This is a genomic window from Nocardioides flavus (ex Wang et al. 2016), from assembly GCF_014653115.1.
Lineage (GTDB): Bacteria > Actinomycetota > Actinomycetes > Propionibacteriales > Nocardioidaceae > Nocardioides > Nocardioides flavus.
On the sequence record NZ_BNAD01000002.1, the window covers coordinates 249,943 to 274,340 of the forward strand.

22 protein-coding genes are annotated in these 24,398 nt (G+C 70.3%); 4 read left to right on the plus strand and 18 right to left on the minus strand.

Annotated features, from left to right (window positions below; genetic code table 11):
* Positions 1-1,050 carry a sulfate ABC transporter substrate-binding protein gene (locus tag IE200_RS05660; protein ID WP_191278421.1) on the minus strand — a complete coding sequence of 350 codons (1,050 nt, stop codon included), beginning with the start codon at positions 1,048-1,050 and terminating at the stop codon, positions 1-3.
* 228 nt (positions 1,051-1,278) lie between these two features.
* Between IE200_RS05660 and IE200_RS05665 the strand changes: the two genes are divergently transcribed.
* The gene (locus IE200_RS05665; RefSeq protein WP_191278422.1) at positions 1,279-3,204 is read left to right on the plus strand and encodes a 2-oxoacid:acceptor oxidoreductase subunit alpha; all 1,926 of its coding nucleotides are present in this window, start codon (positions 1,279-1,281) and stop codon (positions 3,202-3,204) included.
* Positions 3,204-4,322, plus strand: a complete 1,119-nt coding sequence (locus IE200_RS05670; RefSeq protein WP_191278423.1) for a 2-oxoacid:ferredoxin oxidoreductase subunit beta — start codon at positions 3,204-3,206, stop codon at positions 4,320-4,322. Before IE200_RS05665 ends, IE200_RS05670 begins: the two co-directional genes overlap by 1 nt.
* Before the next feature lie 48 nt (positions 4,323-4,370).
* On the opposite strand, the gene IE200_RS05675 is transcribed toward IE200_RS05670, so the two are convergent.
* Positions 4,371-4,781: a hypothetical protein gene (locus IE200_RS05675; RefSeq protein ID WP_191278424.1), complete on the minus strand. Its 411-nt coding sequence runs from the start codon at positions 4,779-4,781 to the stop codon at positions 4,371-4,373.
* Positions 4,782-4,880: 99 nt separating this feature from the next.
* On the opposite strand from IE200_RS05675, the gene rarD reads away from it, so the two are divergent.
* The gene (gene rarD, locus IE200_RS05680; protein ID WP_191278425.1) at positions 4,881-5,789 is read left to right on the plus strand and encodes an EamA family transporter RarD; all 909 of its coding nucleotides are present in this window, start codon (positions 4,881-4,883) and stop codon (positions 5,787-5,789) included.
* A 14-nt stretch (positions 5,790-5,803) separates the two neighbouring features.
* Here rarD and IE200_RS05685 read toward each other — a convergent pair whose 3' ends face one another.
* From IE200_RS05685 to IE200_RS05760, 16 genes are all read right to left on the minus strand, one after another.
* Positions 5,804-6,802 carry a polyprenyl synthetase family protein gene (locus tag IE200_RS05685; protein WP_191278426.1) on the minus strand — a complete coding sequence of 333 codons (999 nt, stop codon included), beginning with the start codon at positions 6,800-6,802 and terminating at the stop codon, positions 5,804-5,806.
* On the minus strand, positions 6,799-8,391 hold the full coding sequence (gene nuoN / locus IE200_RS05690; protein WP_191278427.1) for an NADH-quinone oxidoreductase subunit NuoN: 1,593 nt from the start codon (positions 8,389-8,391) through the stop codon (positions 6,799-6,801). The genes IE200_RS05685 and nuoN overlap by 4 nt, the downstream gene beginning before the upstream one ends.
* Positions 8,388-9,875 (minus strand): NADH-quinone oxidoreductase subunit M, encoded by a 1,488-nt coding sequence (locus IE200_RS05695; protein ID WP_191278428.1) that lies wholly within the window; start codon positions 9,873-9,875, stop codon positions 8,388-8,390. Before IE200_RS05695 ends, nuoN begins: the two co-directional genes overlap by 4 nt.
* Complete coding sequence (nuoL, locus tag IE200_RS05700; RefSeq protein WP_191278662.1) at positions 9,872-11,782, minus strand: NADH-quinone oxidoreductase subunit L; 1,911 nt, start codon at positions 11,780-11,782, stop codon at positions 9,872-9,874. Before nuoL ends, IE200_RS05695 begins: the two co-directional genes overlap by 4 nt.
* A 94-nt stretch (positions 11,783-11,876) precedes the next feature.
* Positions 11,877-12,170, minus strand: coding sequence for an NADH-quinone oxidoreductase subunit NuoK (gene nuoK, locus IE200_RS05705; RefSeq protein WP_129456153.1), 294 nt, complete (start codon positions 12,168-12,170; stop codon positions 11,877-11,879).
* Positions 12,167-12,997: an NADH-quinone oxidoreductase subunit J gene (locus IE200_RS05710; RefSeq protein ID WP_191278429.1), complete on the minus strand. Its 831-nt coding sequence runs from the start codon at positions 12,995-12,997 to the stop codon at positions 12,167-12,169. Before IE200_RS05710 ends, nuoK begins: the two co-directional genes overlap by 4 nt.
* Complete coding sequence (gene nuoI / locus IE200_RS05715; RefSeq protein ID WP_191278430.1) at positions 12,994-13,584, minus strand: NADH-quinone oxidoreductase subunit NuoI; 591 nt, start codon at positions 13,582-13,584, stop codon at positions 12,994-12,996. The genes IE200_RS05710 and nuoI overlap by 4 nt, the downstream gene beginning before the upstream one ends.
* Complete coding sequence (gene nuoH / locus IE200_RS05720; protein WP_191278431.1) at positions 13,577-14,935, minus strand: NADH-quinone oxidoreductase subunit NuoH; 1,359 nt, start codon at positions 14,933-14,935, stop codon at positions 13,577-13,579. Before nuoH ends, nuoI begins: the two co-directional genes overlap by 8 nt.
* Positions 14,935-17,376 (minus strand): NADH-quinone oxidoreductase subunit G, encoded by a 2,442-nt coding sequence (locus IE200_RS05725; protein ID WP_191278432.1) that lies wholly within the window; start codon positions 17,374-17,376, stop codon positions 14,935-14,937. The genes nuoH and IE200_RS05725 overlap by 1 nt, the downstream gene beginning before the upstream one ends.
* A complete protein-coding gene (gene nuoF / locus IE200_RS05730) occupies positions 17,373-18,695 on the minus strand; it encodes an NADH-quinone oxidoreductase subunit NuoF (RefSeq protein WP_191278433.1) in 1,323 nt (440 codons plus the stop codon). Before nuoF ends, IE200_RS05725 begins: the two co-directional genes overlap by 4 nt.
* Complete coding sequence (gene nuoE, locus IE200_RS05735) at positions 18,692-19,339, minus strand: NADH-quinone oxidoreductase subunit NuoE (RefSeq protein ID WP_191278434.1); 648 nt, start codon at positions 19,337-19,339, stop codon at positions 18,692-18,694. The genes nuoF and nuoE overlap by 4 nt, the downstream gene beginning before the upstream one ends.
* Positions 19,336-20,676, minus strand: a complete 1,341-nt coding sequence (locus IE200_RS05740; RefSeq protein ID WP_191278435.1) for an NADH-quinone oxidoreductase subunit D — start codon at positions 20,674-20,676, stop codon at positions 19,336-19,338. Before IE200_RS05740 ends, nuoE begins: the two co-directional genes overlap by 4 nt.
* 1 nt (position 20,677) lies before the next feature.
* On the minus strand, positions 20,678-21,496 hold the full coding sequence (locus tag IE200_RS05745) for an NADH-quinone oxidoreductase subunit C (protein WP_191278436.1): 819 nt from the start codon (positions 21,494-21,496) through the stop codon (positions 20,678-20,680).
* On the minus strand, positions 21,493-22,047 hold the full coding sequence (locus tag IE200_RS05750; protein ID WP_191278437.1) for a NuoB/complex I 20 kDa subunit family protein: 555 nt from the start codon (positions 22,045-22,047) through the stop codon (positions 21,493-21,495). Before IE200_RS05750 ends, IE200_RS05745 begins: the two co-directional genes overlap by 4 nt.
* 3 nt (positions 22,048-22,050) lie before the next feature.
* Positions 22,051-22,410 carry an NADH-quinone oxidoreductase subunit A gene (locus IE200_RS05755; RefSeq protein ID WP_191278438.1) on the minus strand — a complete coding sequence of 120 codons (360 nt, stop codon included), beginning with the start codon at positions 22,408-22,410 and terminating at the stop codon, positions 22,051-22,053.
* Positions 22,411-22,607: 197 nt separating this feature from the next.
* On the minus strand, positions 22,608-23,297 hold the full coding sequence (locus IE200_RS05760; protein WP_191278439.1) for a demethylmenaquinone methyltransferase: 690 nt from the start codon (positions 23,295-23,297) through the stop codon (positions 22,608-22,610).
* Between the two features lie 100 nt (positions 23,298-23,397).
* Between IE200_RS05760 and IE200_RS05765 the strand changes: the two genes are divergently transcribed.
* Positions 23,398-24,393 (plus strand): L,D-transpeptidase family protein, encoded by a 996-nt coding sequence (locus IE200_RS05765; RefSeq protein WP_229856164.1) that lies wholly within the window; start codon positions 23,398-23,400, stop codon positions 24,391-24,393.
* Positions 24,394-24,398: the final 5 nt, after the last annotated feature.

Below are 24,398 nucleotides of genomic sequence, written 5' to 3' on the forward strand. Positions count from 1 at the left end.
TCATTCGAGGGAGAGACCGGCGCCGAGGATGGCCTGGAAGATGAGGCCGTTCTCCTCGTCGAAGAACTTCGTCGAGACCTCGTCCCAGCCGCCGAAGTCCTCGTCGACGGTGAGCAGCGTCTCGACCGGCGGGAACGGGTTGCTCGGGTCGGCGGCGCCCTCGACGGTGCCGCCGAAGTCGACGTCGTCGCGGATCGGGCGGAAGCCGGTCAGGGCGAACTGCGTCTGGCCCTCGTCGGAGAGGACGAAGTCGAGCCAGGCCTGCGACGGCTCGGAGGCGTCCTCGAGGATCGCGCCCGCGTTCTCGATGAGCAGCGTGGTGTCCGGGAGGACGTACTCGAAGCCCTCGTCGTTCTGCGCGGCGAGGATGGCCTCGTTCTCGTACGCCATCAGCACGTCGCCGGTGCCGCCGAGGAACGCGGTGGTGGCGTCACGACCGCTGCTCGGCAGGGAGACCACGTTCTCGAAGAACTTGTCGACGTAGTCGGTGGCCTCCTCCTCGGTGCCACCGTCGCTCATCACCTGGCCGTAGGCGGCCAACGCGTTCCAGCGGGCCGCACCCGACGAGGCCGGGTTGGGCGTGACGATCTCGACACCGGGCTTGACCAGGTCGGCCCAGGTCCGGATGTTCTTCGGGTTGCCGTCGCGGACGCCGAAGACGACGACCGAGCGCGACACGACGCCCTGGTTCGCGCCGGCGTCCCAGTCCTCGGCCACCAGGCCCTCGTCGACCAGGCGAGTCACGTCGGTCGGGACCGAGAAGTGGACGTAGTCGGCCTCGAGGCCCGCAGCCACGGCGCGGCTCTGGTCACCCGACGGGCCGTAGGAGGTCTGGAACCTCACACCCTCACCCTCGTCGGTCTCCTGGAACTCGGCCGCGATGTTCTTGTTGGCGGCCTCGGGGACGGCGAAGCCGACGATGCTGATGGTCTCCGCCGTGTCGGCGTCGCTGGTGCTGCCACTGCCCGGCGCGCACGCCGACAGGAACGAACTGGAGACGAGTGCCCCGAGAAGGGAGGCCGCAGTGGCGGCGCGTGAACGGATGTGCATGGGGTTCTCGACTTTCTGGAGCGGGATGCAATGTCGAGTAACATACATGACTTTAGTGACAACATCGTATTTGTTCGTGCCACGTCGCGTGTCGTGCGTCACTCCGCGTGCGTGAGAGCCCCGCGGGAGGCGTCCATCACGTGGGGAGCGGGGTCCCGACGACCGCGGCGCGGCTAATGTGGGCGGTTGGGAGAGGACTCTCGAGAACACGAGGAAGCAGGGCAAGAGGTGACCCAACCCGCCAAGCAGGTCAAGCAGCTCGACCGCGTCATCATCCGGTTCGCGGGCGACTCCGGCGACGGCATGCAGCTCACCGGTGACCGGTTCACCCAGGAGACCGCGGCCTTCGGCAACGACCTGGTGACCTTGCCGAACTTCCCGGCCGAGATCCGCGCCCCCCAGGGCACGCTGCCGGGCGTCTCGTCGTTCCAGGTGCACTTCGCCGACCACGACATCCTCACCGCGGGCGACACCCCCGACGTCCTCGTCGCGATGAACCCGGCCGCGCTGCGCGCCAACCTCGGCGACCTCCACCGGGGAGCGACGATCATCGTCGACACCCACGACTTCACCGCGCGCAACCTGACCAAGGCCGGCTACACCGAGAACCCCCTCGAGAACGACTCCCTCGCCGAGTACGCGCTGCACACCGTGGACCTCACCGGCATGACGGTCGAGGCGGTCAAGGAGTTCGGCCTCTCCCGCAAGGACGCCTCGCGCGCCAAGAACATGTTCGCCCTGGGCCTGCTGTCGTGGATGTACGGCCGGCCGGGCGAGTCGACCATCGACTTCCTGTCCAGGAAGTTCGCCAAGGTCCCCGACATCCGCGACGCCAACGTGGCCGCCTTCAAGGCTGGGTGGAACTTCGGCGAGACCACCGAGGCCTTCGCCGTCCAGTACGAGGTCAAGCCGGCCGTCCTGCCGCCCGGCACCTACCGCAACATCACCGGCAACCTCGCGCTGGCGTACGGGCTCGTCGCCGGCGGCGTGCAGTCGGGCCTCCCGGTGTTCCTCGGGACCTACCCGATCACCCCGGCCTCCGACATCCTCCACGAGCTCAGCAAGCACAAGTCGTTCGGCGTGACGACCTTCCAGGCCGAGGACGAGATCGCCGGCGTGGGCGCGGCGATCGGCGCGTCGTACGCCGGCCACCTCGGCGTGACCTCCACCTCCGGACCGGGCGTGGCGCTGAAGTCCGAGGCGATCGGCCTCGCGGTGATGACCGAGCTCCCGCTGGTCGTCATCGACGTCCAGCGCGGCGGCCCGTCGACCGGCCTGCCCACCAAGACCGAGCAGGCCGACCTCCTGCAGGCGATGTTCGGTCGCAACGGCGAGGCGCCGGTGCCGATCGTGGCGCCCCAGTCCCCCGGCGACTGCTTCGCCGCGGCGGTCGAGGCCACCCGCATCGCCGTCACCTACCGGACGCCCGTCCTGCTGCTCTCCGACGGCTACCTCGCCAACGGCTCGGAGCCGTGGCGGGTGCCGACGATCGACGAGCTGCCGGTCATCGACCCCGACTTCGCCACCGAGAAGAACCACGGCTCGGGCGAGGATGCCGAGTTCTGGCCCTACCTGCGCGACGAGAAGACCCTCGCGCGGCCGTGGGCGATCCCGGGCACGCCCGGCCTCGAGCACCGCATCGGCGGCCTGGAGAAGGGCGACGGGCACGGCAACATCTCCTACGACCCGGCCAACCACGACTTCATGGTCCGCACCCGCCAGGCCAAGGTCGACCGGATCGCCGAGTCGATCCCGCTGGTCGAGGTCGACGACCCGTCCGGCGAGGCGAAGGTCCTCGTGCTGGGCTGGGGCTCGACCTACGGCCCGATCGGCGCCGGCGTACGCCGCGTGCGCAAGGCCGGCTACCACGTCGCCCAGGCGCACCTGCGCCACCTGAACCCGTTCCCCAGCAACCTCGGCGAGGTCCTCGAGGGCTACGACAAGGTCCTCGTGCCGGAGATGAACCTCGGCCAGCTCTCGCTGCTGCTGCGCGCGGAGTACCTCGTGGACGCCGTGGGCTACAACCACGTACGCGGCCTGCCCCTCAAGGCCACCGACCTCGCCCACGCGATCGGCGAGCTGGTCGGCCAGGCCGAGGGCGTCGACGTCGAGCTCGGCGTGTGGGGCGAGCCCACCCAGAAGGAGCACATCTGATGAGCACAGACCTCGGCCTGCCCGGCCTCCGCTCCGGCACCGAGCTCGTCCCCACCACGGACCAGCCGCAGACCGGCAAGGACTTCACCTCCGACCAGGAGGTCCGCTGGTGCCCCGGCTGCGGCGACTACGCCGTGCTCAAGGCCGTCCAGTCGTTCCTGCCCGACCTCGGCCTGCGCCGCGAGAACATCGTGTTCGTCTCCGGCATCGGCTGCTCGTCGCGCTTCCCCTACTACCTCGACACCTACGGCATGCACTCGATCCACGGCCGCGCGCCGTCGATCGCGACCGGCATCGCCACGGCGCGCGAGGACCTGTCGGTCTGGGTGGTCACCGGTGACGGCGACGCGCTGTCGATCGGCGGCAACCACCTCATCCACGCGCTGCGCCGCAACGTCAACATGACGATCCTGCTCTTCAACAACCGCATCTACGGCCTCACCAAGGGCCAGTACTCCCCCACCTCGGAGACAGGCAAGATCACCAAGTCGACCCCGATGGGCTCGCTGGACCACCCGTTCAACCCGGTGTCGCTGGCGCTGGGCGCCGAGGCGTCGTTCGTGGCTCGCACCATCGACTCCGACCGCAAGCACCTCACCCAGGTGCTCGCCGCCGCCGCCGCCCACCGGGGGACGTCGCTGGTCGAGATCTACCAGAACTGCCCGATCTTCAACGACGGCGCCTTCGACGCGATCAAGTCGCCGGACACCAAGGCCGACGCGATCATCCCGCTCGTGCACGGGGAGCCCGTCACCTTCGGCGCTCGGCTCGAGGACGGACGCGGGGCGAAGGCCCTCGTGCGTGACACCGCGACGGGTGGTGTGAAGGTCGTCGCGACCGCCGACGTCGCTGCCGGCGACATCCTCGTCCACGACGCCCACAACGAGGACCCGTCGACCGCATTCGCGATCTCCCGCCTCACCGCGGCGGACTACCTCGACCAGTCGCCCATCGGGATCTTCCGCCAGGTGGAGCGCCCGACCTACGACGACGCCGCGCGTGAGCAGGTCGCGGCCGCGACCCCCGCGTCCGCGAGCCCCGGGGACGACGACACCGCCGACCGCGCCGCTCGACTGGCCGCGCTGATCGGCGGTGGCGACACCTGGACGATCCTCTGAGCGTCCGGGTGGTGGCCCGGCCCACCACGTGTGGGCCGGGACCGGGGCTCACCTGAAGAAGAGGGTCCAGACCTCGCCCTTGGTGTTGGCGTAGCCGTTGGAGTGGTCGACCTTCGAGCGCCACTTCCAGCGGCCCCGCTCCGGGGCGTAGATGCGGGTCTTGAAGACGCCGTCAGCGTTGGTCTTGACCTTCTTGACGGTCTTCCACTTGCAGGTGCCGCACTTCTTCTTGAGGATCTTCACCTGCTGGTTGGCGTAGGGCAGCGTCGTGCCGTCGACCTGCGGCTCGAGGACGGTGCCCTTGAGCTTGAAGGCGTTGTAGGTGACCTGCTTGGTGCTCGGCGGGATCTCGTCGATGATCCGCTCGGGCTTCGACGCGGCGCCGGCGCTCGTGCTGAGCACGCCGGCGACGAGCAGTGCGGCGACCAGGGCCGCCAGGACGGTGCGGAGAGTCCGCATGGTTGTTCCCCCTCGAGAGACGATGAGTGTCTGACCTTCGGGGTTCCCCACCCCGAGACCGCTCCATCGTAGGCGACGACCCGCCCCTAGACTCCCGGAGTGCCAGACAACCGTCGCGGACTGATCTACGGTGCCTCGGCCTACGCCCTCTGGGGCGCCTTCCCGCTGTACTGGACGCTGCTCGAGCCGGCCGGGGCGATCGAGATCCTCGCGCACCGCATCCTGTGGTCCGTGCTGACCATGGCGGTGATCCTCGTCCTCGCCCGACGGGTGGGCCACTTCCGCGCCCTCGTCCGGGACCGACGACGCCTGGTGCTCATCGGCTGCGCGGCGGTCGTGATCACCGTCAACTGGGGCGGCTACATCTGGGGCGTCAACAACGACCGCGTCGTCGAGACGTCCCTGGGCTACTTCATCAACCCGCTCGTCACGGTCCTGATGGGCGTGCTCGTCCTCGGCGAGCGGCTACGCCGCCTGCAGTGGGCGGCCATGGCGATCGCGTTCGTCGCGGTCGCGCTGCTCACCCTCGACTACGGAAGGCCGCCGTGGGTGGCCCTCGTCCTCGCGTTCTCCTTCGGCACCTACGGCCTGCTCAAGAAGCAGGCGGGCGTCGGTGCCGTCGAGAGCATCACGCTGGAGACGCTGGTCATCGCGCCGTTCGCCGCGGCGTACATCGGCTGGCTGGTCGTGGCGGGCGAGTCCGGCTTCGGCACCCACGGGGTCGGGCACGCGCTGCTGTTCACCACGACGGGCATCATCACCGCGGTGCCGCTGATGCTCTTCGGTGCCGCCGCGATCCGGGTCCCGATGGTCTCCCTGGGGCTCCTGCAGTACCTCGCGCCCACCCTCCAGTTCGCCCTCGGCCTGCTCGTCTTCCGCGAGGACATGCCGGCCAGCCGCTGGATCGGCTTCGGGCTGGTGTGGGTCGCGCTGGTGATCTTCACCGTCGAGGCCGTGAACCACCGTCGCCGGCAGCTGCGGCTGGTTGCCCAGGCCAGCGCCGCCTGAGTCGACAGGCCGGCTCAGGCCGTACGGGTCGCCACGATGTCGGCGAAGGACTCCAGCGCCTCGCGGACCGGACCGGGGTCGAGGGCCTCGAGGAGCTTCTTGGCGCGCGAGGCCTCGGCGAGGACGTGCTCGCGGGCCCGGTCCATCGCGGGGTGCGCACGCATCAGCTCGAGCGCCTCGGCGTGCTCGGCGTCGTCGGTGAGCGGGCGGCCGAGCAGCGACAGGAGCCGGGCGTCCGACGGGTCCGACGAGGCCTGCGCCATCAGCACCGGCAGCGTCGGCACGCCCTCGCGCAGGTCGGTGCCCGGCGTCTTGCCGGACGCGTCGGACTCCGAGGCGATGTCGAGGATGTCGTCGGTGAGCTGGAAGGCCGAGCCGACGATCTCGCCGTAGGCGCTGAGCGCCTCGACGACCTCGGGCCGCGCGCCGCCGAACATCGCGCCGTAGCGCGCGGACGTGGCGATCAGCGAGCCGGTCTTGCCGGCCACGACGTCGAGGTAGTGCGCGAGCGGGTCCTCGCCGGGGCCGGGCGGGACGGTCTCCATGATCTGGCCCTCGACGAGCCGGGTGAACGTCTGCGCCTGGATCCGTACGGCCTCGGGGCCCAGGTCGGCGGTCAGCTCCGAGGATCGGCCGAAGAGGAAGTCGCCGGTGAGGATGGCGACGTTGTTGTCCCAGCGTGCGTTGGCCGTGTGCGCCCCGCGGCGCAGGTCGGCCTCGTCCATCACGTCGTCGTGGTAGAGCGAGGCCACGTGGGTGAGCTCGACGACGCACGCCGCGGTCTCGACCTCGGGGGCCTCGGGGTGCGGCCCGCTCTCGGCCGCGAGCAGCACCAGGAGCGGGCGGAACCGCTTGCCGCCCGCCGCCATCAGGTGCGCCGCCGCCTCCGAGACGAAGGCCGTGCGAGCACGGCAGTGACCTGCCAGCTGCTCCTCGATGCGTGCCAGCCGGTCGAGCAGCCGCTGCTCGAGAGCGGCGTCGACGACGGGCAGCGCAAGCGGGGAGTCGGTCACCTGATGAATTCTCCCGCAACGGCCGCGAGCTCGAGCACCGGCCCCGGCAGCACGCCGAGGACGAGGGTCACGGCCGCGCCGACGGCGATCGTCGTCGCGGTCAGCACGGACGGGTACGCCACGCTCGGGCCGGCGCCCACGGGCTCGTCGAAGTACATGACCTTGATGACCCGGATGTAGAGGAACGCGGCGAGGATGCTGGCGAGCACGGCGGCCACGACCACCGGCCAGGCACCCGCGGCCAGCGCCACGGAGAACACCGCGAGCTTGCCGACGAACCCGGACGTCAGCGGGATGCCCGCCATGGCGAGCAGGAAGAAGGCGAAGACCGCCGCCACCACGGGCGACTCCTTGCCGAGGCCGGCCCAACGGTCGATCGCGGTGGTCTCGCCGCCGCCGTCGCGCACGAGGCCGACGACCGCGAAGGCGCCGATCGTCGCGAAGCCGTAGGTCGCGAGGTAGAACAGCACCGCCTGGACCGAGGAGATCTCGCCGGTCGCGAGCTGGTCGGCGGCCTGCACCCCGAGCACGCCGGTGAGGATGAAGCCGGTGTGGGCCACCGAGGAGTAGGCCAGCAGGCGCTTGATGTCGCTCTGGGTGATGGCGAGCGCGGCGCCGACGAACATCGACAGGATGGCGATGATCCACAACATCGGCTGCCACGACCAGCGGTCGGCGCCCAGCGCCACGTAGAACAGCCGCATGATGGCGCCGAAGGCCGCGACCTTGGTGCCGGCGGCCATGAAGGCAGTGACGGGGGTCGGCGCACCCTGGTAGACGTCGGGGGTCCACGCCTGGAACGGCACGGCACCGACCTTGAACAGCAGGCCGACCGACATCAGACCGGTGCCGATGAGCAGCAAGCTGGAGCTGCCGACGTCGTTGCGCACGGCCTCGTTGATCGCGGCGAAGTCCATCGACCCGGCGTAGCCGTAGAGCAGGGCCGCGCCGTAGAGGAAGAAGCCGGACGAGAAGGCGCCGAGCAGGAAGTACTTGAGCGCGGCCTCCTGGCTCAGCAGGCGGCGCCGGCGGGCGAGGCCGCTCAGCAGGTAGAGCGGCAGCGACAGGATCTCGAGGCCCACGAACATGGTCAGCAGGTCGTTGGCGGCCGGGAACAGCATCATGCCGAACACCGCGAACATCATGAGGGGGTAGACCTCGGTGTGCTCCCGGTTGGCCGCGATCGACGCGGTCTCGGCGTCGGTGCCCGGCACCGCGGCGGCCTGGCCGGCGAAGGCCGAGACGCCGCCGTCGAGGTGCCGCTCGGCGAAGAGCAGCACGCCGGCGACGGACAGCGCCAGGACCAGGCCCCAGATGAACAGGCTCGGCCCGTCGACGGCGATGGTGCCGCCGACCGCCAGGATGCCGCGGGCGGCACCGTCGTCGTACGTCCGCACGTCCTGGGCGACCAGCACGACGCCGACGAGGGCCAGCACGAGGCCGCCGATCGCCAGGACCACCTGGACGGGGTAGCGCAGCGTGCGCGGCAGGAAGGCCTCGACGACGACGCCGAGGCACGCGGCGCCGAAGACGACCAGCAGCGGCCAGAGCTCGAAGTACTCGATGCTGGGCTTCACGAACTCGGTCACTGGGGACCACCCTCCTGGCCGATGCCCACCGCTGCGAGCGAGTCGTGGACGAACGGGTTGATGACGTCGAGCAGCGGCATCGGGTAGAAGCCGAACAGCACGAGCGCGAGCAGCAGCGGCGCGAGGATGCCGACCTCACGCCGGTCGAGGTCGGCCACGGGGGCGACGCCCTCGCGGTCCGGGCCGGTCATGGTGCGCTGGTACATCCAGAGCGCGTAGAACGCGGCCAGGACGATCGCCAGCACCGCGACCGACCCGACCAGCCAGTGGTGGTCGAAGGCGGCGATGATGACGAGCATCTCGGACACGAAGGGCGACAGGCCCGGCAGGCCGGCCGCGGCGAGGCCCGCGACGAGGAAGAAGCCGGCCAGGACCGGGGCGCTCTTCTCGACGCCGGCCATCTGGCGGATCGACGCCGTGCCGGTGCGACGGATGAGGAAGCCCGCCACGAGGAACATCAGCGCGGTCGCGATGCCGTGGTTGACCATGTAGAGGATCGCGCCGGCGCCGCCGGTCGGGCTGAAGACGAAGATGCCGAGCACGATGAAGCCGAAGTGCGACAGCGACGTCAGACCGATGAGGCGCAGCACGTCGTCCTGGCCGATCGCCACGAGCGCGCCGTAGATGATCGAGACCAGCGCGAGCACCACCACGACCGGGGTCGCCCACTGCGAGGCGTCGGGCAGCAGGCCGAGGCAGAACCGCAGCATGCCGAACGTGCCGATCTTGTCGAGGATGCAGACCAGGAGCACCGAGGTGCCGGTGGTCGCCTTCTCCGTGGTGTCGGCGAGCCAGGTGTGCACGGGGAACATCGGCGCCTTGATCGCGAAGGCGATGAAGAAGCCGACGAACAGCCAGCGCTGGGTGGTCTCGTCGATGTCGAGCGCCGCCAGGTCGCTGATCAGGAAGCTCGGGTTGCCGGCGTCGGCCGACACGACGTAGAGACCGATCACCGAGGCGAGCATCACGAGCCCGCCGGCGAGCTGGTAGATGAGGAACTTGGTCGCGGCGCGACCGCGACCGGCGCGACCGAAGCCGCCGATGAGGAAGTACGCCGGGATCAGCGTGGCCTCGAAGACGACGTAGAAGAGCAGGACGTCGGTGGCCGTGAAGACCGCCAGCGACATCGCCTCGAGGGCCAGGGTCCAGGCGAAGAACGACCGGGCGCCGTTGTTGCCCTCGTCCTCCGACTCGTTCCAGCCGGCCAGCAGCACGATCGGCACGAGGACGACGGTGAGCAGCACCATCAGCAGACCGAGGCCGTCGACGCCGAGCGCGTAGTGGACGCCGAGCGACTCGATCCACGTGCGGGTCTCGGTGAGCTGCATGCCCCCGCCGAGGGAGTACTGGCTGGCCACGACGACGCCGGCGACCAGGGTCGCCGCGGCGAAGCCGAGGCCGACGAGCCGCGCGAGCGCAGCGGGCACGAAGGCCGTCGCGAGCGCGCCGACCAGCGGCAGCAGGATCAGGATGGTCAGGATCATCGGAGGTTCACCGCCAGGAGAGCCAGGACGACCAGCAGGGCGCCACCGAGGAGGGACAGGGCGTAGGAGCGGACGAAGCCGTTCTGGACGCGTCGCAGCGTGGAAGAAAGGCCGCCCACGGCCAGCGATCCGCCCTCGACGGCACCGTCGACGCCGCGACGGTCGAAGGCGGTGAGCCCGCCGACGAGCCCGGCACCCGGACGTACGACGACCGCGTCGTTGATCGCGTCGCCGTAGAGGTCGGCGCGGGCGGCACGGGTCGCGAAGGACACGTCCCGCGGGGCCTCGCGCGGGATGTCGCGCTTGCCGACGAGGAACCAGGCGGCCGCGACGCCGATCGCGACCACGGCGGTGATGATCAGCGTGATCACGAGGGCGGGCAGCGGGGGCTCGTGGTGCTCCACGGTCCCCGTGACCGGCTCGAGCCAGGTCTTGATCCAGTCGCCGAGCAGCAGGACGCCGCCGAGGACCGAGAGCGCGGCCAGGACGACCAGTGGCACCGTCATCACGCGGGGCGACTCGTGCGGGTGCACGCCGGGCTCCCAGCGCTTGGTGGTGAAGAACGTCATCAGCATCAGGCGGGTCATGTAGAAGGCGGTGATGCCGGCGCCGAGCAGGGCGAGGAGGCCGACGACCAGGTTCTCGGCGAGCGCGGTCTCGATGATCCGGTCCTTGGACCAGAAGCCGGAGAAGCCGGGGAAGCCGATGATCGCGAGGTAGCCCATGGCGAAGGTCAGGAACGTCACCGGCATCGCCTTGCGCAGCGCGCCGTAGTGGCGCATGTCGACGTCGTCGTCCATCCCGTGCATCACCGAGCCGGCTCCCAGGAACATGTTGGCCTTGAAGAAGCCGTGGGTGAGCAGGTGGAAGATCGCGTAGGGGTAGCCGGCCGGGCCGAGGCCAGCGGCGAGCATCATGTAGCCGATCTGGCTCATGGTCGAGCCGGCGAGCGCCTTCTTGATGTCGTCCTTGGCGCAGCCGAGGATCGCACCCCACAGGAGCGTGACCGTCGCGACGACGACCACCGCGGTCTGCGCGACCGGCGTGAGCTCGTAGATGAAGTTGGACCGGACCACGAGGTAGACGCCGGCGGTGACCATGGTGGCGGCGTGGATGAGCGCCGAGACCGGGGTCGGGCCCTCCATCGCGTCGAGCAGCCAGGCCTGCAGCGGGACCTGCGCGGACTTGCCGCAGGCACCGAGCAGGAGGAGCAGGCCGAGGGCGTTGAGCGTGCCCTGGTCGGCCTCGCCGGCCAGCTCGCTGACGGCGCCGAAGTCGGTGGTGCCGAACGTGGCGAACATCAGCGCGATCGCCAGCGACAGGCCGATGTCACCGACGCGGTTGATGACGAAGGCCTTCTTGGCCGCGGCGGCGGCCGAGGGCTTGTGCTGCCAGAACCCGATGAGCAGGTACGACGCCAGTCCGACGCCCTCCCAGCCCAGGAACAGGCCCACGAAGTTCGCCGAGAGGATCAGCGTGAGCATGGCCGCGACGAAGAGGTTGAGGTAGCCGAAGAACCGGCGGCGGCGCGGGTCGTGCTCCATGTAGCCGATGGCGTAGACGTGGATCAGCGAGCCGACGCCGGTGATGAGCAGCAGGAACAGTGCGGCCAGCGGGTCGTAGAGCAGGTCCATGCCGACGGTCAGCGAACCGGTCTCGAACCAGGTCCACAGCTGCTGGCCGACCTGGCGCGCCTCGGCGTCGCGACCGAGCAGCGCCACGAACAACACCAGGCTGAGCACGAAGGACAGCGCGGCAAGCGCCGTGCCGAGCAGGTGACCGTGCTTGTCGACGCTCGCGCGCAGCGACGGCGGGAGGAACGGGGTGACGCCGAGCAGGAGGACGGCACCGAGCAGCGGCAGCGCGATGACCAGCCACAGCAGGTCGAACACACCGCCGGCGCCCATGTCGGGCGCGACCACGGGTGCGGTGGCTCCTTCCTCGGCCATGGGCAGGCCGGCAAGCAGCACCGAGTGGGACAACAGGTTCACGAGCGCTCCCTCAGTACTTCAGCAGGCTGGCGTCGTCGACCGAGGCCGAGCGTCGGGTGCGGAAGATGGTCATGATGATCGCGAGCCCGATGACGACCTCGGCGGCAGCCACGACCATCACGAAGAACGCGGTGATCTGGCCGTCGAGGTTGCCGTGCTGGCGGGCGAAGGCGACGAACGCCAGGTTGCAGGCGTTGAGCATGAGCTCGACGCACATGAACACCACGATCGCGTTGCGCCGCGTGAGGACGCCGACGCAGCCGATCGTGAAGAGGATTGCCGACAGGACGATGTACTGGGTCACTTCTGCACGTCCTCTTCCGTGGTCGCGGGCGCGCCGGCCTTGCCGGAGGTCTCGGGCATGGCGGTCGGGTCGTCACCGTCGAAGCGGGCGATCTGGCGGCGCACGTCGTCGATGTCGTCGGCGAGCGCCGGTGCCGACCGCACCGTGCCGCGGGCGGCGAGCACCCGCGAGACCGACGACTCGGCGGCGGTGCCGTCCGGCAGCAGCGCGGGGGTGTCGACCGCGTTGTGGCGGGCGTACACACCGGGCGAGGGCAGCGGCCCGAGGGGCTTGCCGTGCTCGGCGTAGTCACGCATGCGCTGTGCTGCGAGCGCGGCCTGACCGGCCTTGGGGGTGAGGCGCTCGCGGTGGGCGAGCACCATCGCGCCGAGGGCGGCGGTGATGAGCAGGGCACTGGTCGCCTCGAAGGCGAACACGTAGCGGGAGAACAGGATGTTGGCGATGGCCGGCACGTTGCCGCCGGCGTTGGCCTCGTCGAGGCCGACGACCACGCCGAAGGTCACCTGGCTGATGCCGAGCACCAGCACGGTGCCGAACGCCAGGCCCAGGACGACCGCCATCACCCGCTGGCCGCGGATCGTCTCCACGACCGAGTCGGCTGCGTCGACGCCGATCAGCATCATCACGAACAGGAACAGCATGAGGATGGCGCCGGTGTAGACGATGATCTGCACCGCGAAGAGGAACGGGGCGTCGAGCACGGCGTAGAGGAACGCCAGGCTGATCATCACCACGGCCAGCAGCAGCGCGGCGTGCACGGCCTTGCGGACGAACAGGATGCCGAGCGCGGCGGCGACCATGATCGGGGCGAGGATCCAGAACGTCATCGCGTGGTCCCCCTGTAGTAGTCGCCCTCGTCGTCGCCGAGGCGCATCGGGTGGGGCGGCTGCTCCATGCCCGGCAGCAGCGGGGCCAGCAGGTCGGCCTTCTCGTAGATCAGGTCGGCACGGTTGGTGTCGGCCAGCTCGTACTCGTTGGTCATCGTCAGCGCACGCGTCGGGCACGCCTCGATGCACAGCCCGCACAGGATGCAGCGTAGGTAGTTGATCTGGTATACGCGGCCGTAGCGCTCGCCGGGGCTGAAGCGCTGGCTGTTGCCGTCGGCGTCCGGCGCGTCGCTGTTCGAGGCACCCTCGACGTAGATCGCGTCGGCCGGGCAGGCCCACGCGCACAGCTCGCAGCCGATGCACTTCTCCAGGCCGTCGGGCCAGCGGTTGAGCTGGTGCCGGCCGTGGAAGCGGGGCGCCGTGGGCAGCTTCTCGAAGGGGTACTGCTCGGTGACGACCTTCTTGAACATCGTCCGGAAGGTGACGCCGAACCCGGCGATCGGGTCCCAGAAGCTCTCCTTGGCCCCCTTGGCGACCCCCTTGGACTGCCCGGATTTCTGACCGGGATTCTGAGAGGACTCACTCATGGTCGGGGTTCTCCTCCGCTGCAGCGGTGACGGTGGTGCGTCCCCCCGGTGAGTGGGCGAACGTCAGCGGCGCGGCGGCACCGCGTACGGCACCTCCCGCCGGCATCGGCGGGACGGGGTACCCGCCGGCGAAGGCGTCGTGCGGCTCCTCGCGGACCTCCGCAGGCTCCTCCTCGGTCTCCTTCTCGCCGACGAACATCAGCCCGACGGTCAGCACGAGCAGGACGGCTATCGCGGCGACGAGGTAGGTGCGGTCGATGTTGCCCTCGAGCGAGATGACGCGGATGGTGGCCACGGCCACGATCCAGGCCAGCGAGACCGGGATGAGGACCTTCCAGCCCAGCGCCATGAACTGGTCGTAGCGCATGCGGGGCAGCGAGCCGCGCAGCCAGACGAACAGGAAGATGAAGCAGAAGACCTTGCCGAAGAACCACAGCACCGGCCAGTAGCCGCTGTTGGCGCCCTCCCACACGTTCTCGATGCCCCACGGAGCGGCCCACCCGCCGAGGAACAGCGTCGTGGCGATGGCCGACACGGTCGCGAGGTTGATGTACTCGGCCAGGAAGAACAGCGCGAACTTCAGGCTGGAGTACTCGGTGTGGAAGCCGCCGACCAGCTCGCCCTCGGCCTCGGGGAGGTCGAAGGGCGCGCGGTTGGTCTCGCCGACCATCGAGATGACGTAGATGACGAAGGACGGCAGCAGGATCAGGCCGAACCAGAGGTCGTCCTGGGCTGCGACGATCTCGGAGGTCGACATCGACCCGGCGTAGAGGAAGACCGCCACGAGCGCGAGGCCCATCGCGACCTCGTAGGAGATCATCTGCGCGCTCGAGCGCAGGCCACCGAGCAGCGAGTACGTCGAGCCGGACGACCAGCCGCCCAGCACGATGCCGTAGATGCCGATCGAGGCGATGGCGAGCATGAAGAGGACCGCGACCGGCATGTCGGTGAGCTGCAGCGGGGTCTGGTGGCCGAAGAAGTTGACCTCGGGCCCGAACGGGATGACCGCCCAGGTGACGAAGGCGGGCACGACCGCGATGACCGGGGCCAGGAGGAAGACGACCTTGTCGGCCGCCTTGGGGATGATGTCCTCCTTCAGCGCCAGCTTCACGCCGTCGGCCAGCGACTGCAGCAGGCCGAAGGGACCGTGCACGTTGGGCCCGACGCGGTGCTGCATCCGGGCCACGACCCGACGCTCGAACCAGATGTTGAACAGCGTCAGCAGCACCAGCACCAGGAAGATCAGGACGGCCTTGAGCAGGATCACCCACCACGGGTCCTGGCCGAACTGGGCCAGGTCCGGGTCGGGCAGGTCCGCCGCGAGCGGCAGGATGCTCATCACTGTGCCCATCATCGGGAGGCTCCCTTCAGGGTGACCGGGCTGCCGGGCGAGGCCAGGTCGGCGAGGACGCCGCGACCGAAGGACCGGGCCGGGACCCAGACCACGCCGTCGGGCAGGTCGGCGACCACGACCGGCAGCGTCACGCTGCCCCGGTCACCGGTGATCGTGGCGAGCTGCTCGCCGGCCGGCTGTGCCTCGAGCATCCCGAGGACCGACTCGTAGGTCCCGCGGCTGACGCGGGCGACCGGGGTGCGGGCGGTGGCGCGCAGGTGCTGCTCGCCGTCCTGCATCGACCCGAGGTCGACCAGCTGCTTCCAGGTGGCGAGCGCGAGGGGCGTCTCCCCCTTGCGCGGCGCCTTGGGGGGCTTGGGCGCCTTGCCGGCGTCGAGCGCGGGCCGCGGACCGTCCCACGGGCCGAGCGCCTGCATCTCCGCGCGGACCTCGGCGACCGTACGGAAGCCGAGCGAGCGCCCGGTGCCCCCGGCGGCGAGCTCGTCGGCGATGCCGGCGAGGACGCGCAGGTCGGGCAGCGAGGCCGGGTTCTCGAAGACGGCGTCGAACGAGCGGGCACGACCGTCCCACGTCACGAACGTCCCGGCCTTGTCGGCGACGGGCGCGACGGGCAGGACGACGTCGGCCACCCGGGTCACGTCGGTCTCGCGCAGCTCGAGGCTGACCACGAAGCCGGCCGCGTCGAGGGCGGCGCGGAAGGCGGCCGGGTCGGCGGTGTCGTCGGGGTCCACGCCACCGACAACCACGCCGCCGAGGTCACCCTTGACGAGGGCGGCGACGATGGCGTTGCCGTCACGTCCGGGCTTCGCAGGGAGCGTCTGGACGCCCCACGCGGCCGCCACGTCGACGCGGGCCGACGCCTCGCCGACGGGACGTCCGCCGGGCAGGAGCGTGGGAAGGGCACCGGCCTCGACCGCACCGCGGTCGCCGGCGCGGCGCGGCACCCACGCGAGGCGGGCTCCCGTGCCGGCGGCGAGGTCGGCGGCGGCGCTGAGCGCGCCGTGGGTCTGGGCGAGGCGCTCGCCGACGAGGATGATCGCGTCCTTGGTGATCCCGTGCTCGGCGTCCCTGAGCGAGCCGATGGCCTCGACCTCGGCACCGGGGGCGGCCGGCACGAGCCGCCCGCGCATCTTGGCCAGGCCGCGCGAGGTGAAGGGCGCGACGGACACGACCTGCGTACGACCGCGCTTGGCGGCCTTGCGCAGCCGCAGGAAGATCGTGGCGGCCTCGTCCTCGGGCTCGAGGCCGAGGAGCACCACGACCGGCGCGGCCTCGAGGTCGGCGTAGGTCACGTCGCCGGACAGCGCGACGTGCGAGGCCAGGAAGCTGGCCTCCTCGGCGCTGTGCGGGCGGGCACGGAAGTCGACGTCGTTGGTGTCGAGCGCCACACGGGCGAACTTCGCGTAGGCGTAGGCGTCCTCGGCGGTCAGGCGACCACCCGTGAGGACCGCGGAGGCGCCGGCGTCGCGGAGCCCGCGGGCGGCGACGGCGAAGGCCTCGGGCCACGAGGCCGGGCGCAGCACACCGTCCTCGCGGACCTGCGGGTAGGTGATCCGGTCCTCGACCTGGGCGTAGCGGAACGCGAAGCGGTCCTTGTCGCTGATCCACTCCTCGTTGACCTCGGGGTCGTTGCCGGCGAGGCGGCGCATGACCTTGCCGCGCCGGTGGTCGATGCGGATCGCAGCACCGCACGCGTCGTGCTCGGCCACACCGGGGGTGGAGACGAGGTCGAAGGGGCGCGAGCGGAAGCGGTAGTCGGCCGAGGTGAGCGCGCCGACCGGGCAGATCTGGATGGCGTTGCCGGAGAAGTAGCTCTCATAGGGCTCGCGCTCGTAGATCGCGACCTGCTGCAGCGCGCCACGCTCGGCGAGGGCGATGAACGGGTCGCCGGCGATCTGCTCGGAGAAGCGCGTGCAGCGCGCACACAGCACGCAGCGCTCGCGGTCGAGCAGGACCTGCGCGGAGATGTTGATCGGCTTGGGGAAGGTGCGCTTGACCCCACCGGTCTCGGCGAAGCGGCTCTCGCCCCGACCGTTGCTCATGGCCTGGTTCTGCAGGGGGCACTCGCCACCCTTGTCGCAGACCGGGCAGTCGAGCGGGTGGTTGATCAGGAGGAACTCCATGACCCCCTGCTGGGCCTTGTCGGCGACCTCGCTGGTCGCCTGCGTGTTGACGACCATGCCCTCGGCGACCGGCAGGGTGCAGGAGGCCTGCGGCTTGGGGAAGCCACGGCCGTTGCCGGCGTCGGGGATGTCGACCAGGCACTGGCGGCACGCGCCGACCGGGTCGAGCAGCGGGTGGTCGCAGAAGCGCGGGATCTGCACGCCGACCTGCTCGGCGGCGCGGATCACCAGGGTGTCCTTGGGGACGCTCACCTGGACGCCGTCGATCGTCAGCGTGACGGTCTCGACCTCCGTACGCTCGGGAGTGGTGGTCATGCAGTGGCTCCAGCCGCAGTGGTCATCGAGGAGGGGAAGGCGGTCGAGGCGGCCGGGTCGAACGGGCAGCCCCCATGGGTGAGGTGCGCGAGGTACTCGTCGCGGAAGTACTGGATCGAGCTAGTGATCGGGCTGGTCGCGCCGTCACCCAAGGCGCAGAAGGCGCGACCCAGGATGTTGTCGCACTGGTCGAGCAGCACGTCGAGGTCGGCCTCGGTCCCCTCGCCCTTCTCCAGGCGCGCCATGGTCTGCGTCAGCCACCAGGTGCCCTCGCGGCACGGCGTGCACTTGCCGCACGACTCGTGCTTGTAGAACTCGGTCCAGCGCAGCACGGCGCGGACCACGCAGGTGGTCTCGTCGAAGAGCTGGAGCGCACGCGTGCCGAGCATCGAGCCGGCCGCGCCGACCGACTCGAAGTCGAGGGGCACGTCGAGGTGCTCGGGCGTCAGGAGCGGGGTGCTCGAGCCGCCGGGCGTCCAGAACTTCAGCTCGTGGCCCTCGCGCATGCCACCGGCCATGTCGATGAGCTCGCGCAGGGTGATGCCCAGCGGCGCCTCGTACTGGCCGGGCGTCCTCACGTGGCCCGACAGGCTGAAGATGCCGAACCCGTTGGACTTCTCGGTGCCCATCCCGGCGAACCACTCCGGGCCGTTGACGATGATGCTCGGCACGGACGCGATCGACTCGACGTTGTTGATGACCGTGGGGCTGGCGTAGAGGCCGGCGACCGCGGGGAACGGCGGGCGCAGGCGGGGCTGGCCGCGACGGCCCTCGAGGCCCTCGAGCAGCGCCGTCTCCTCGCCGCAGATGTAGGCACCGGCACCGGCGTGCACGACCAGGTCGAGGTCGTAGCCCGAGCCGTGGATGTTCTTGCCGAGGTGGCCGGCCAGGTAGGCCTCCTGGACCGCGCGCTGCAGGCGGCGGATCACGTGGAGCACCTCGCCACGGACGTAGATGAACGCGGTGTTGGCGCGGATGGCGTAGGAGCTGACGATGACGCCCTCGACCAGCGTGTGGGGGCTGGCCATCATGAGCGGGATGTCCTTGCAGGTGCCCGGCTCGGACTCGTCGGCGTTGACCACGAGGTACTTCGGCCTCGGGTTGTCCTGCGGGATGAAGCCCCACTTCATGCCGGTGGGGAAGCCTGCGCCGCCGCGACCGCGCAGGCCGGACTCCTTGACCGCGGCGATCACGTCGTCGGGAGCCATCGCGAACGCCTTGTCGAGGGCCGCGTAGCCACCGCGCTCCTCGTACGCCGCGAGCGTCCAGGCGCGCTCGGTGTCCCAGTTGTCGGTCAGGACCGGTGTCAGGGTCGTCACTTGTCTACCTCCGGAGCCGTCCAGCCCTTCTCACGGGCGATCTTCAGACCCGCCAGCGACGCGGGACCGGCGGCCGGACCCTCGTCGGCGCGGTCGTCGGGGAAGCCGGCGAGCACCCGCTCGGCCTCGCGCCAGGTGCACAGCCGCGGTCCGCGGGTCGAGTGGACCTCGCGACCCTCGCGGAGGTCGTCGACGACCTGGACGGCCGACTCGGGGGTCTGGTTGTCCATGAACTCCCAGTTGACCATCATCACCGGGGCGTAGTCGCAGGCCGCGTTGCACTCGATGTGCTCGAGGGTGATCTTCCCGTCCTCGGTGGTCTCGTCGTTGCCGACGTCGAGGTGGTCCTTGAGCCGCTCGAAGATCAGGTCGCCGCCCATCACCGCGCACAGCGTGTTGGTGCACACGCCGACGTGGTAGTCGCCGACGGGCTTGCGCTTGTACATCGTGTAGAAGGTCGCCACGCCGTTGACCTCGGCGGCACTGATGCCGAGGATCTCGGCGCAGGCCTCGATGCCCTCGGGGGTGACCCGGCCCTCGACCGACTGCACGAGGTGCAGCATCGGGAGCAGGCCGGAGCGGGCCTCGGGGTAGCGGGCGGCGATCTCGCGCAGCTCGCCCCAGGTGTTGTCGTCCAGACTCATCGGTCGACGCCTCCCATCACGGGGTCGATCGAGGCGATCGCGACGATGACGTCGGCGACCATGCCGCCCTCGCTCATCACGCTCGTCGCCTGCAGGTTGGTGAAGGACGGGTCACGGAAGTGCGCGCGGAACGGACGCGTGCCGCCGTCGGAGACGACGTGGGCGCCCAGCTCGCCGCGGGGCGACTCGACCGGGACGTACGCCTGGCCGGCCGGGACGCGGAAGCCCTCGGTCACCAGCTTGAAGTGGTGGATCAGCGCCTCCATCGACTCGCCCATGATGTGGCGGATGTGGTCGAGGCTGTTGCCCATGCCGTCGCTGCCGATGGCCAGCTGGCTGGGCCAGGCGATCTTCTTGTCGGCCACCATGACGGGCGCGCCCTCGAGGCCGGCGAGGCGCTCGGCGCACTGCTCGACGATCTTGAGCGACTCCCACATCTCGTTGAGGCGGATGCGGAACCGGCCGTAGGAGTCGGCGGTGTCCCAGGTCTGGACCTCGAAGTCGTAGTCCTCGTAGCCGCAGTAGGGCTGCGTCTTGCGCAGGTCCCAGGCGTAGCCGGTCGAGCGGAGCACCGGTCCGGTGAGGCCGAGCGCCATGCACCCGGCGAGGTCGAGGTGGCCCACGCCCTCGAGCCGGCCCTTGAAGATCGGGTTGGCGTTGCAGAGCGCGGCGTACTCGGGCAGGCGCTTCTTCATCAGGGCGACGAAGTCACGGATCTCGTCGAGCGCGCCGGGCGGGAGGTCCTGCGCGACGCCACCGGGACGGATGAACGCGTGGTTCATCCGCAGGCCCGTGATCAGCTCGAAGAGGTCGAGCACCAGCTCGCGCTCGCGGAAGCCGATCGTCATGACCGTCAGGGCCCCGATCTCCATGCCGCCGGTCGCGATCGCCACGAGGTGCGAGGAGATGCGGTTGAGCTCCATCAGGAGCACGCGCATGACCTGCGCCTTCTCCGGGACGTCGTCCTCGATGTCGAGCAGGCGCTCGACGCCCAGGACGTAGGTCGCCTCGTTGAAGAACGGGGACAGGTAGTCCATCCGGGTGCAGAAGGTCACGCCCTGCACCCAGGAGCGGAACTCCATGTTCTTCTCGATGCCGGTGTGGAGGTAGCCGATGCCGCACCGGGCCTCGGTGACCGTCTCGCCCTCGAGCTCGAGGATGAGGCGGAGCACGCCGTGGGTGGACGGGTGCTGCGGGCCCATGTTGACCACCACGCGCTCGTCGGCGGACTCGCCGATGCTCTGCGTGATCGAGTCCCAGTCCTGGCCGGTCACGGTGAAGACGCGACCCTGGCTGGTGTCGCCGGGCGCGGCGTAGAAGTCCTGCTCGGTGGTCATGTCAGTTGTAGCTCCTGCGCTGGTCCGGCGGAGGGATGGAGCCGCCCTTGTACTCGACGGGGATGCCGCCGAGCGGGTAGTCCTTGCGCTGCGGGTGGCCCGGCCAGTCGTCCGGCATGAGCACCCGGGTCAGAGCGGGGTGACCGTCGAAGATCAGCCCGAACATGTCGTACGTCTCGCGCTCGTGCCAGTCGAGCGTGGGGTAGATGCTCACCAGGCTCGGCAGGTGCGGGTCGCTGTCCGGCGCGGTCACCTCGAGGCGGATCCGCCGGTTGTGGGTCATCGACGTCAGGTGGTAGACGGCGTGCAGCTCGCGACCGGTGTCCTCGGGGTAGTGCACCCCGCTGACGCCCGAGCAGAACTCGAAGCGCAGCGCCTCGTCGTCGCGCAGCATCTGCGCCACGAAGGGCAGGTCCTCGCGGCGCACGTGGAAGGTGATCTCGCCGCGGTGGACCACGACGCTCTCGATGGCCGACGTGAGCTCGGTCGCCTCCAGGCGCGCCTCGAGCGCGCCCGCGACCTCGTCGAACCAACCGCCGTAGGGCTTCTGCGACGGGGCAGGGAAGACCGTGGCGCTGACCAGGCCCCCGTAGCCGGAGGTGTCGCCGGTGCCGGAGACGCCGAACATGCCGTGGCGGGCGCCGACCGCGCGCACCTCGCCGGTCGGGGCGGGGACGTTCTCCGGGGACTGCTCGGGAGCCGGCTGCGCGACACCGCTGCCGGCGCCGGTCTCGGCCTTGGCCTTCTCGAGGTTGCGCTCCTCGACGGGCCGGGCGCTCTCGTTGGCGTCGGTCTTGTCGTCGGTCGTGTCGTCGCTCACCGGAGCAGGCCCTTCATCTCCGAGGTGGGCAGGGCACGCAGCGCGGCGGTCTCGAGCTCGGCGACCTCGTCGCGCCGGTTGGCGCCCAGCTTGGTCTGCTGCACCTGGTCGTGCAGCTTGAGGATCGCGTCGATGAGCATCTCCGGGCGCGGCGGGCAGCCGGGGAGGTACATGTCGACGGGCACGACGTGGTCGACGCCCTGAACGATCGCGTAGTTGTTGAACATGCCGCCCGACGAGGCGCACACGCCCATCGCGAGCACCCACTTGGGCTCGGGCATCTGGTCGTAGATCTGGCGCAGGACCGGGGCCATCTTCTGGCTGACGCGACCGGCGACGATCATCAGGTCGGCCTGGCGCGGGCTGGCCCGGAACACCTCCATGCCGTAGCGGGCGAGGTCGTACTTCGGGCCGCCGGTTGTCATCATCTCGATGGCGCAGCAGGCCAGGCCGAAGGTGGCCGGCCAGAACGACGCCTTGCGCATGTAGCCGGCGACGCCCTCGACCGTGGTCAGCAGGACGCCGGACGGCAGCTTCTCTTCAAGTCCCATGGTTCAGTCCCAGTCAAGTCCGCCGCGGCGCCACACGTAGGCGTAGGCCACGAACACAGTCGCGATGAAGAGGACCATCTCGACGAGGCCGAACAGCGCCATCTGGTCGAAGTGGACGGCCCACGGGTAGAGGAAGATGATCTCGATGTCGAAGATGATGAAGAGCATCGCGGTGATGAAGTACTTCACCGGGATCCTGCCGCCTCCGATCGGCTGCGGCGTCGGCTCGATGCCGCACTCGTAGGAGTCGAGCTTGGCCCTGTTGTAGCGCTTGGGCCCGATGACGGCGCTCATGATCACGGAGAAGACCGCAAAGCCCGTCGCCAGGAGTGCCAGCGCCAGGATCGGCGTGTAGAGCTCCATCGCTTCCCTTCCGGTGGACCTGCGCGCCCGTCACGGAGAATGTGACTTTGTGAATGGCTTCACGAGTGGCGCGTGCCACAGTCTAGGACTCGGGTGTCACGTACGTCACGTGGGGGTCCGGACCAGACCGGGGGCCGCGATTGCGGGTCTGACCTGCGGATTTAGGTGACGCAGGCGTGCCCTAATTGGGTCGCGGCTCAGGCGGTGGCGCGGTGCAGCGCGACGATGCCGCCGGTGAGGTTGCGCCACTCGGGCCGCTGCCAGCCCGCCTCCGCGACCAGCTCGGCGAGCCCGGCCTGGTCGGGCCAGGCGCGGATCGACTCGGCGAGGTAGACGTAGGCGTCCGCGGCGCTGGCGGTGAGCGAGGCGATCGCGGGCAGCGCGCGCATGAAGCCGTCCATGTAGACGCTGCGCAGCGCGCCGTTGGTCGGCGTGCTGAACTCGCACACCACCAGGCGTCCGCCCGGGCGGGTCACCCGCAGCATCTCGCGCAGACCTGCGACGGGGTCGACGAAGTTGCGCAGTCCGTAGGAGATCGTCACCGCGTCGAACGTGTCGTCGAGGAACGGCAGCCGGGTGCCGTCGCCGGCGACGAAGGGCAGGGTGGGACGGTCCTTCTTGCCCTGCTGCAGCATGCCGACGGAGAAGTCGCACGGCACCGCGGTCGCGCCGCGGTCGAAGAAGGGCTCGCTGGAGCAGCCGGTGCCGGCGGCGAGGTCGAGGACGAGGTCGCCGGGCTGCGGAGCGACGGCGTCGACCATGGAGCGGCGCCAGCTGCGCTGGATGCCGGCCGTCATCAGGTCGTTGGTCAGGTCGTAGCGCCTGGCCACGGTGTCGAACATGCGACGTACGTCGGTCGGTTGCTTGTCCAGGTCAGCGCGGGCCACGCGGTGAGCGTAGGCGCCCGATCAACGGCACGTGCAACGTGGGGCCGTCGTACCGCGTCCCTATGATCGAGTCCTCGATGGCTCCAGGGGGAGGAACCACATGCCACACCGTCCCGCACAGCGCCTCGGCGCGCTGCTGCTCGCACTGCTCGTCGCCGCGGGCGGCCTGTCCGTCGTCGGCGCGTCGAGCGCCGCCGGTGCCGCGCGCGCCGACTTCGTCGCGATGCGCTTCGGCGACACCGGCTGGCGGGTGCGCGAGCTGCAGAGCCGCCTGCACCAGCTCGACCTCCACTCCGAGGTCGTGACCAGCCGCTTCGACCGCGAGACGCGGTCGGGCGTGGTGACCTTCCAGCGCCGGCGCGGCTGGCCCGCCGACGGCGTCGTCGACGAGCGCACCTGGCGCCGGATCACCTCGCTCACGACCGAGCCGACCACGGAGGCGCTGCACAACGTCTACACGCCCGGTCGCCCGCTGCTCCGGCGCGGCGACACCGGCATGTGGGTCCGCCAGGTCCAGGCGCGGCTCGCACAGGTGCGCTGGTACGACGGCCGGGTGACCGGTCGCTACGCCGGCTCGACGGTGCGCGCCGTCGAGGGCTTCCAGGCCAAGCGGCGGATCCCGGTGACCGGCCAGGTCGACCGCCGCACGCTCACCCGGCTCAAGGACATGACCCGCACGCCGACCAGGGCCGAGCTGTTCAACATCGTGCCCACCGGTCCCGCGCTGGACCCGCGCTGCACGACGGGCCGCGCGATGTGCGTGGACAAGACGTCGCGGTCCCTGCGCTGGGTCGTCGACGGCGTCGTGCTCAAGACGGTCGACGTGCGCTTCGGCTCCGACGAGCTGCCGACCCGCGAGGGCGCCTTCGCGGTCTTCCGCAAGTCGCGCGACCACGTCTCGAGCCTGTACGACACCCCGATGCCGTTCGCGATGTTCTTCTCCGGCGGCCAGGCGGTGCACTACTCCCCCGACTTCGCGGCCAACGGCTACGACGGCGCGTCGCACGGGTGCGTCAACGTGCGCGACCGTCCGGCGGTGGCGTGGCTCTTCGACCGGGTCCGGATCGGCGACAGGGTGATCGTCTACCGGTCCTGAGCCGG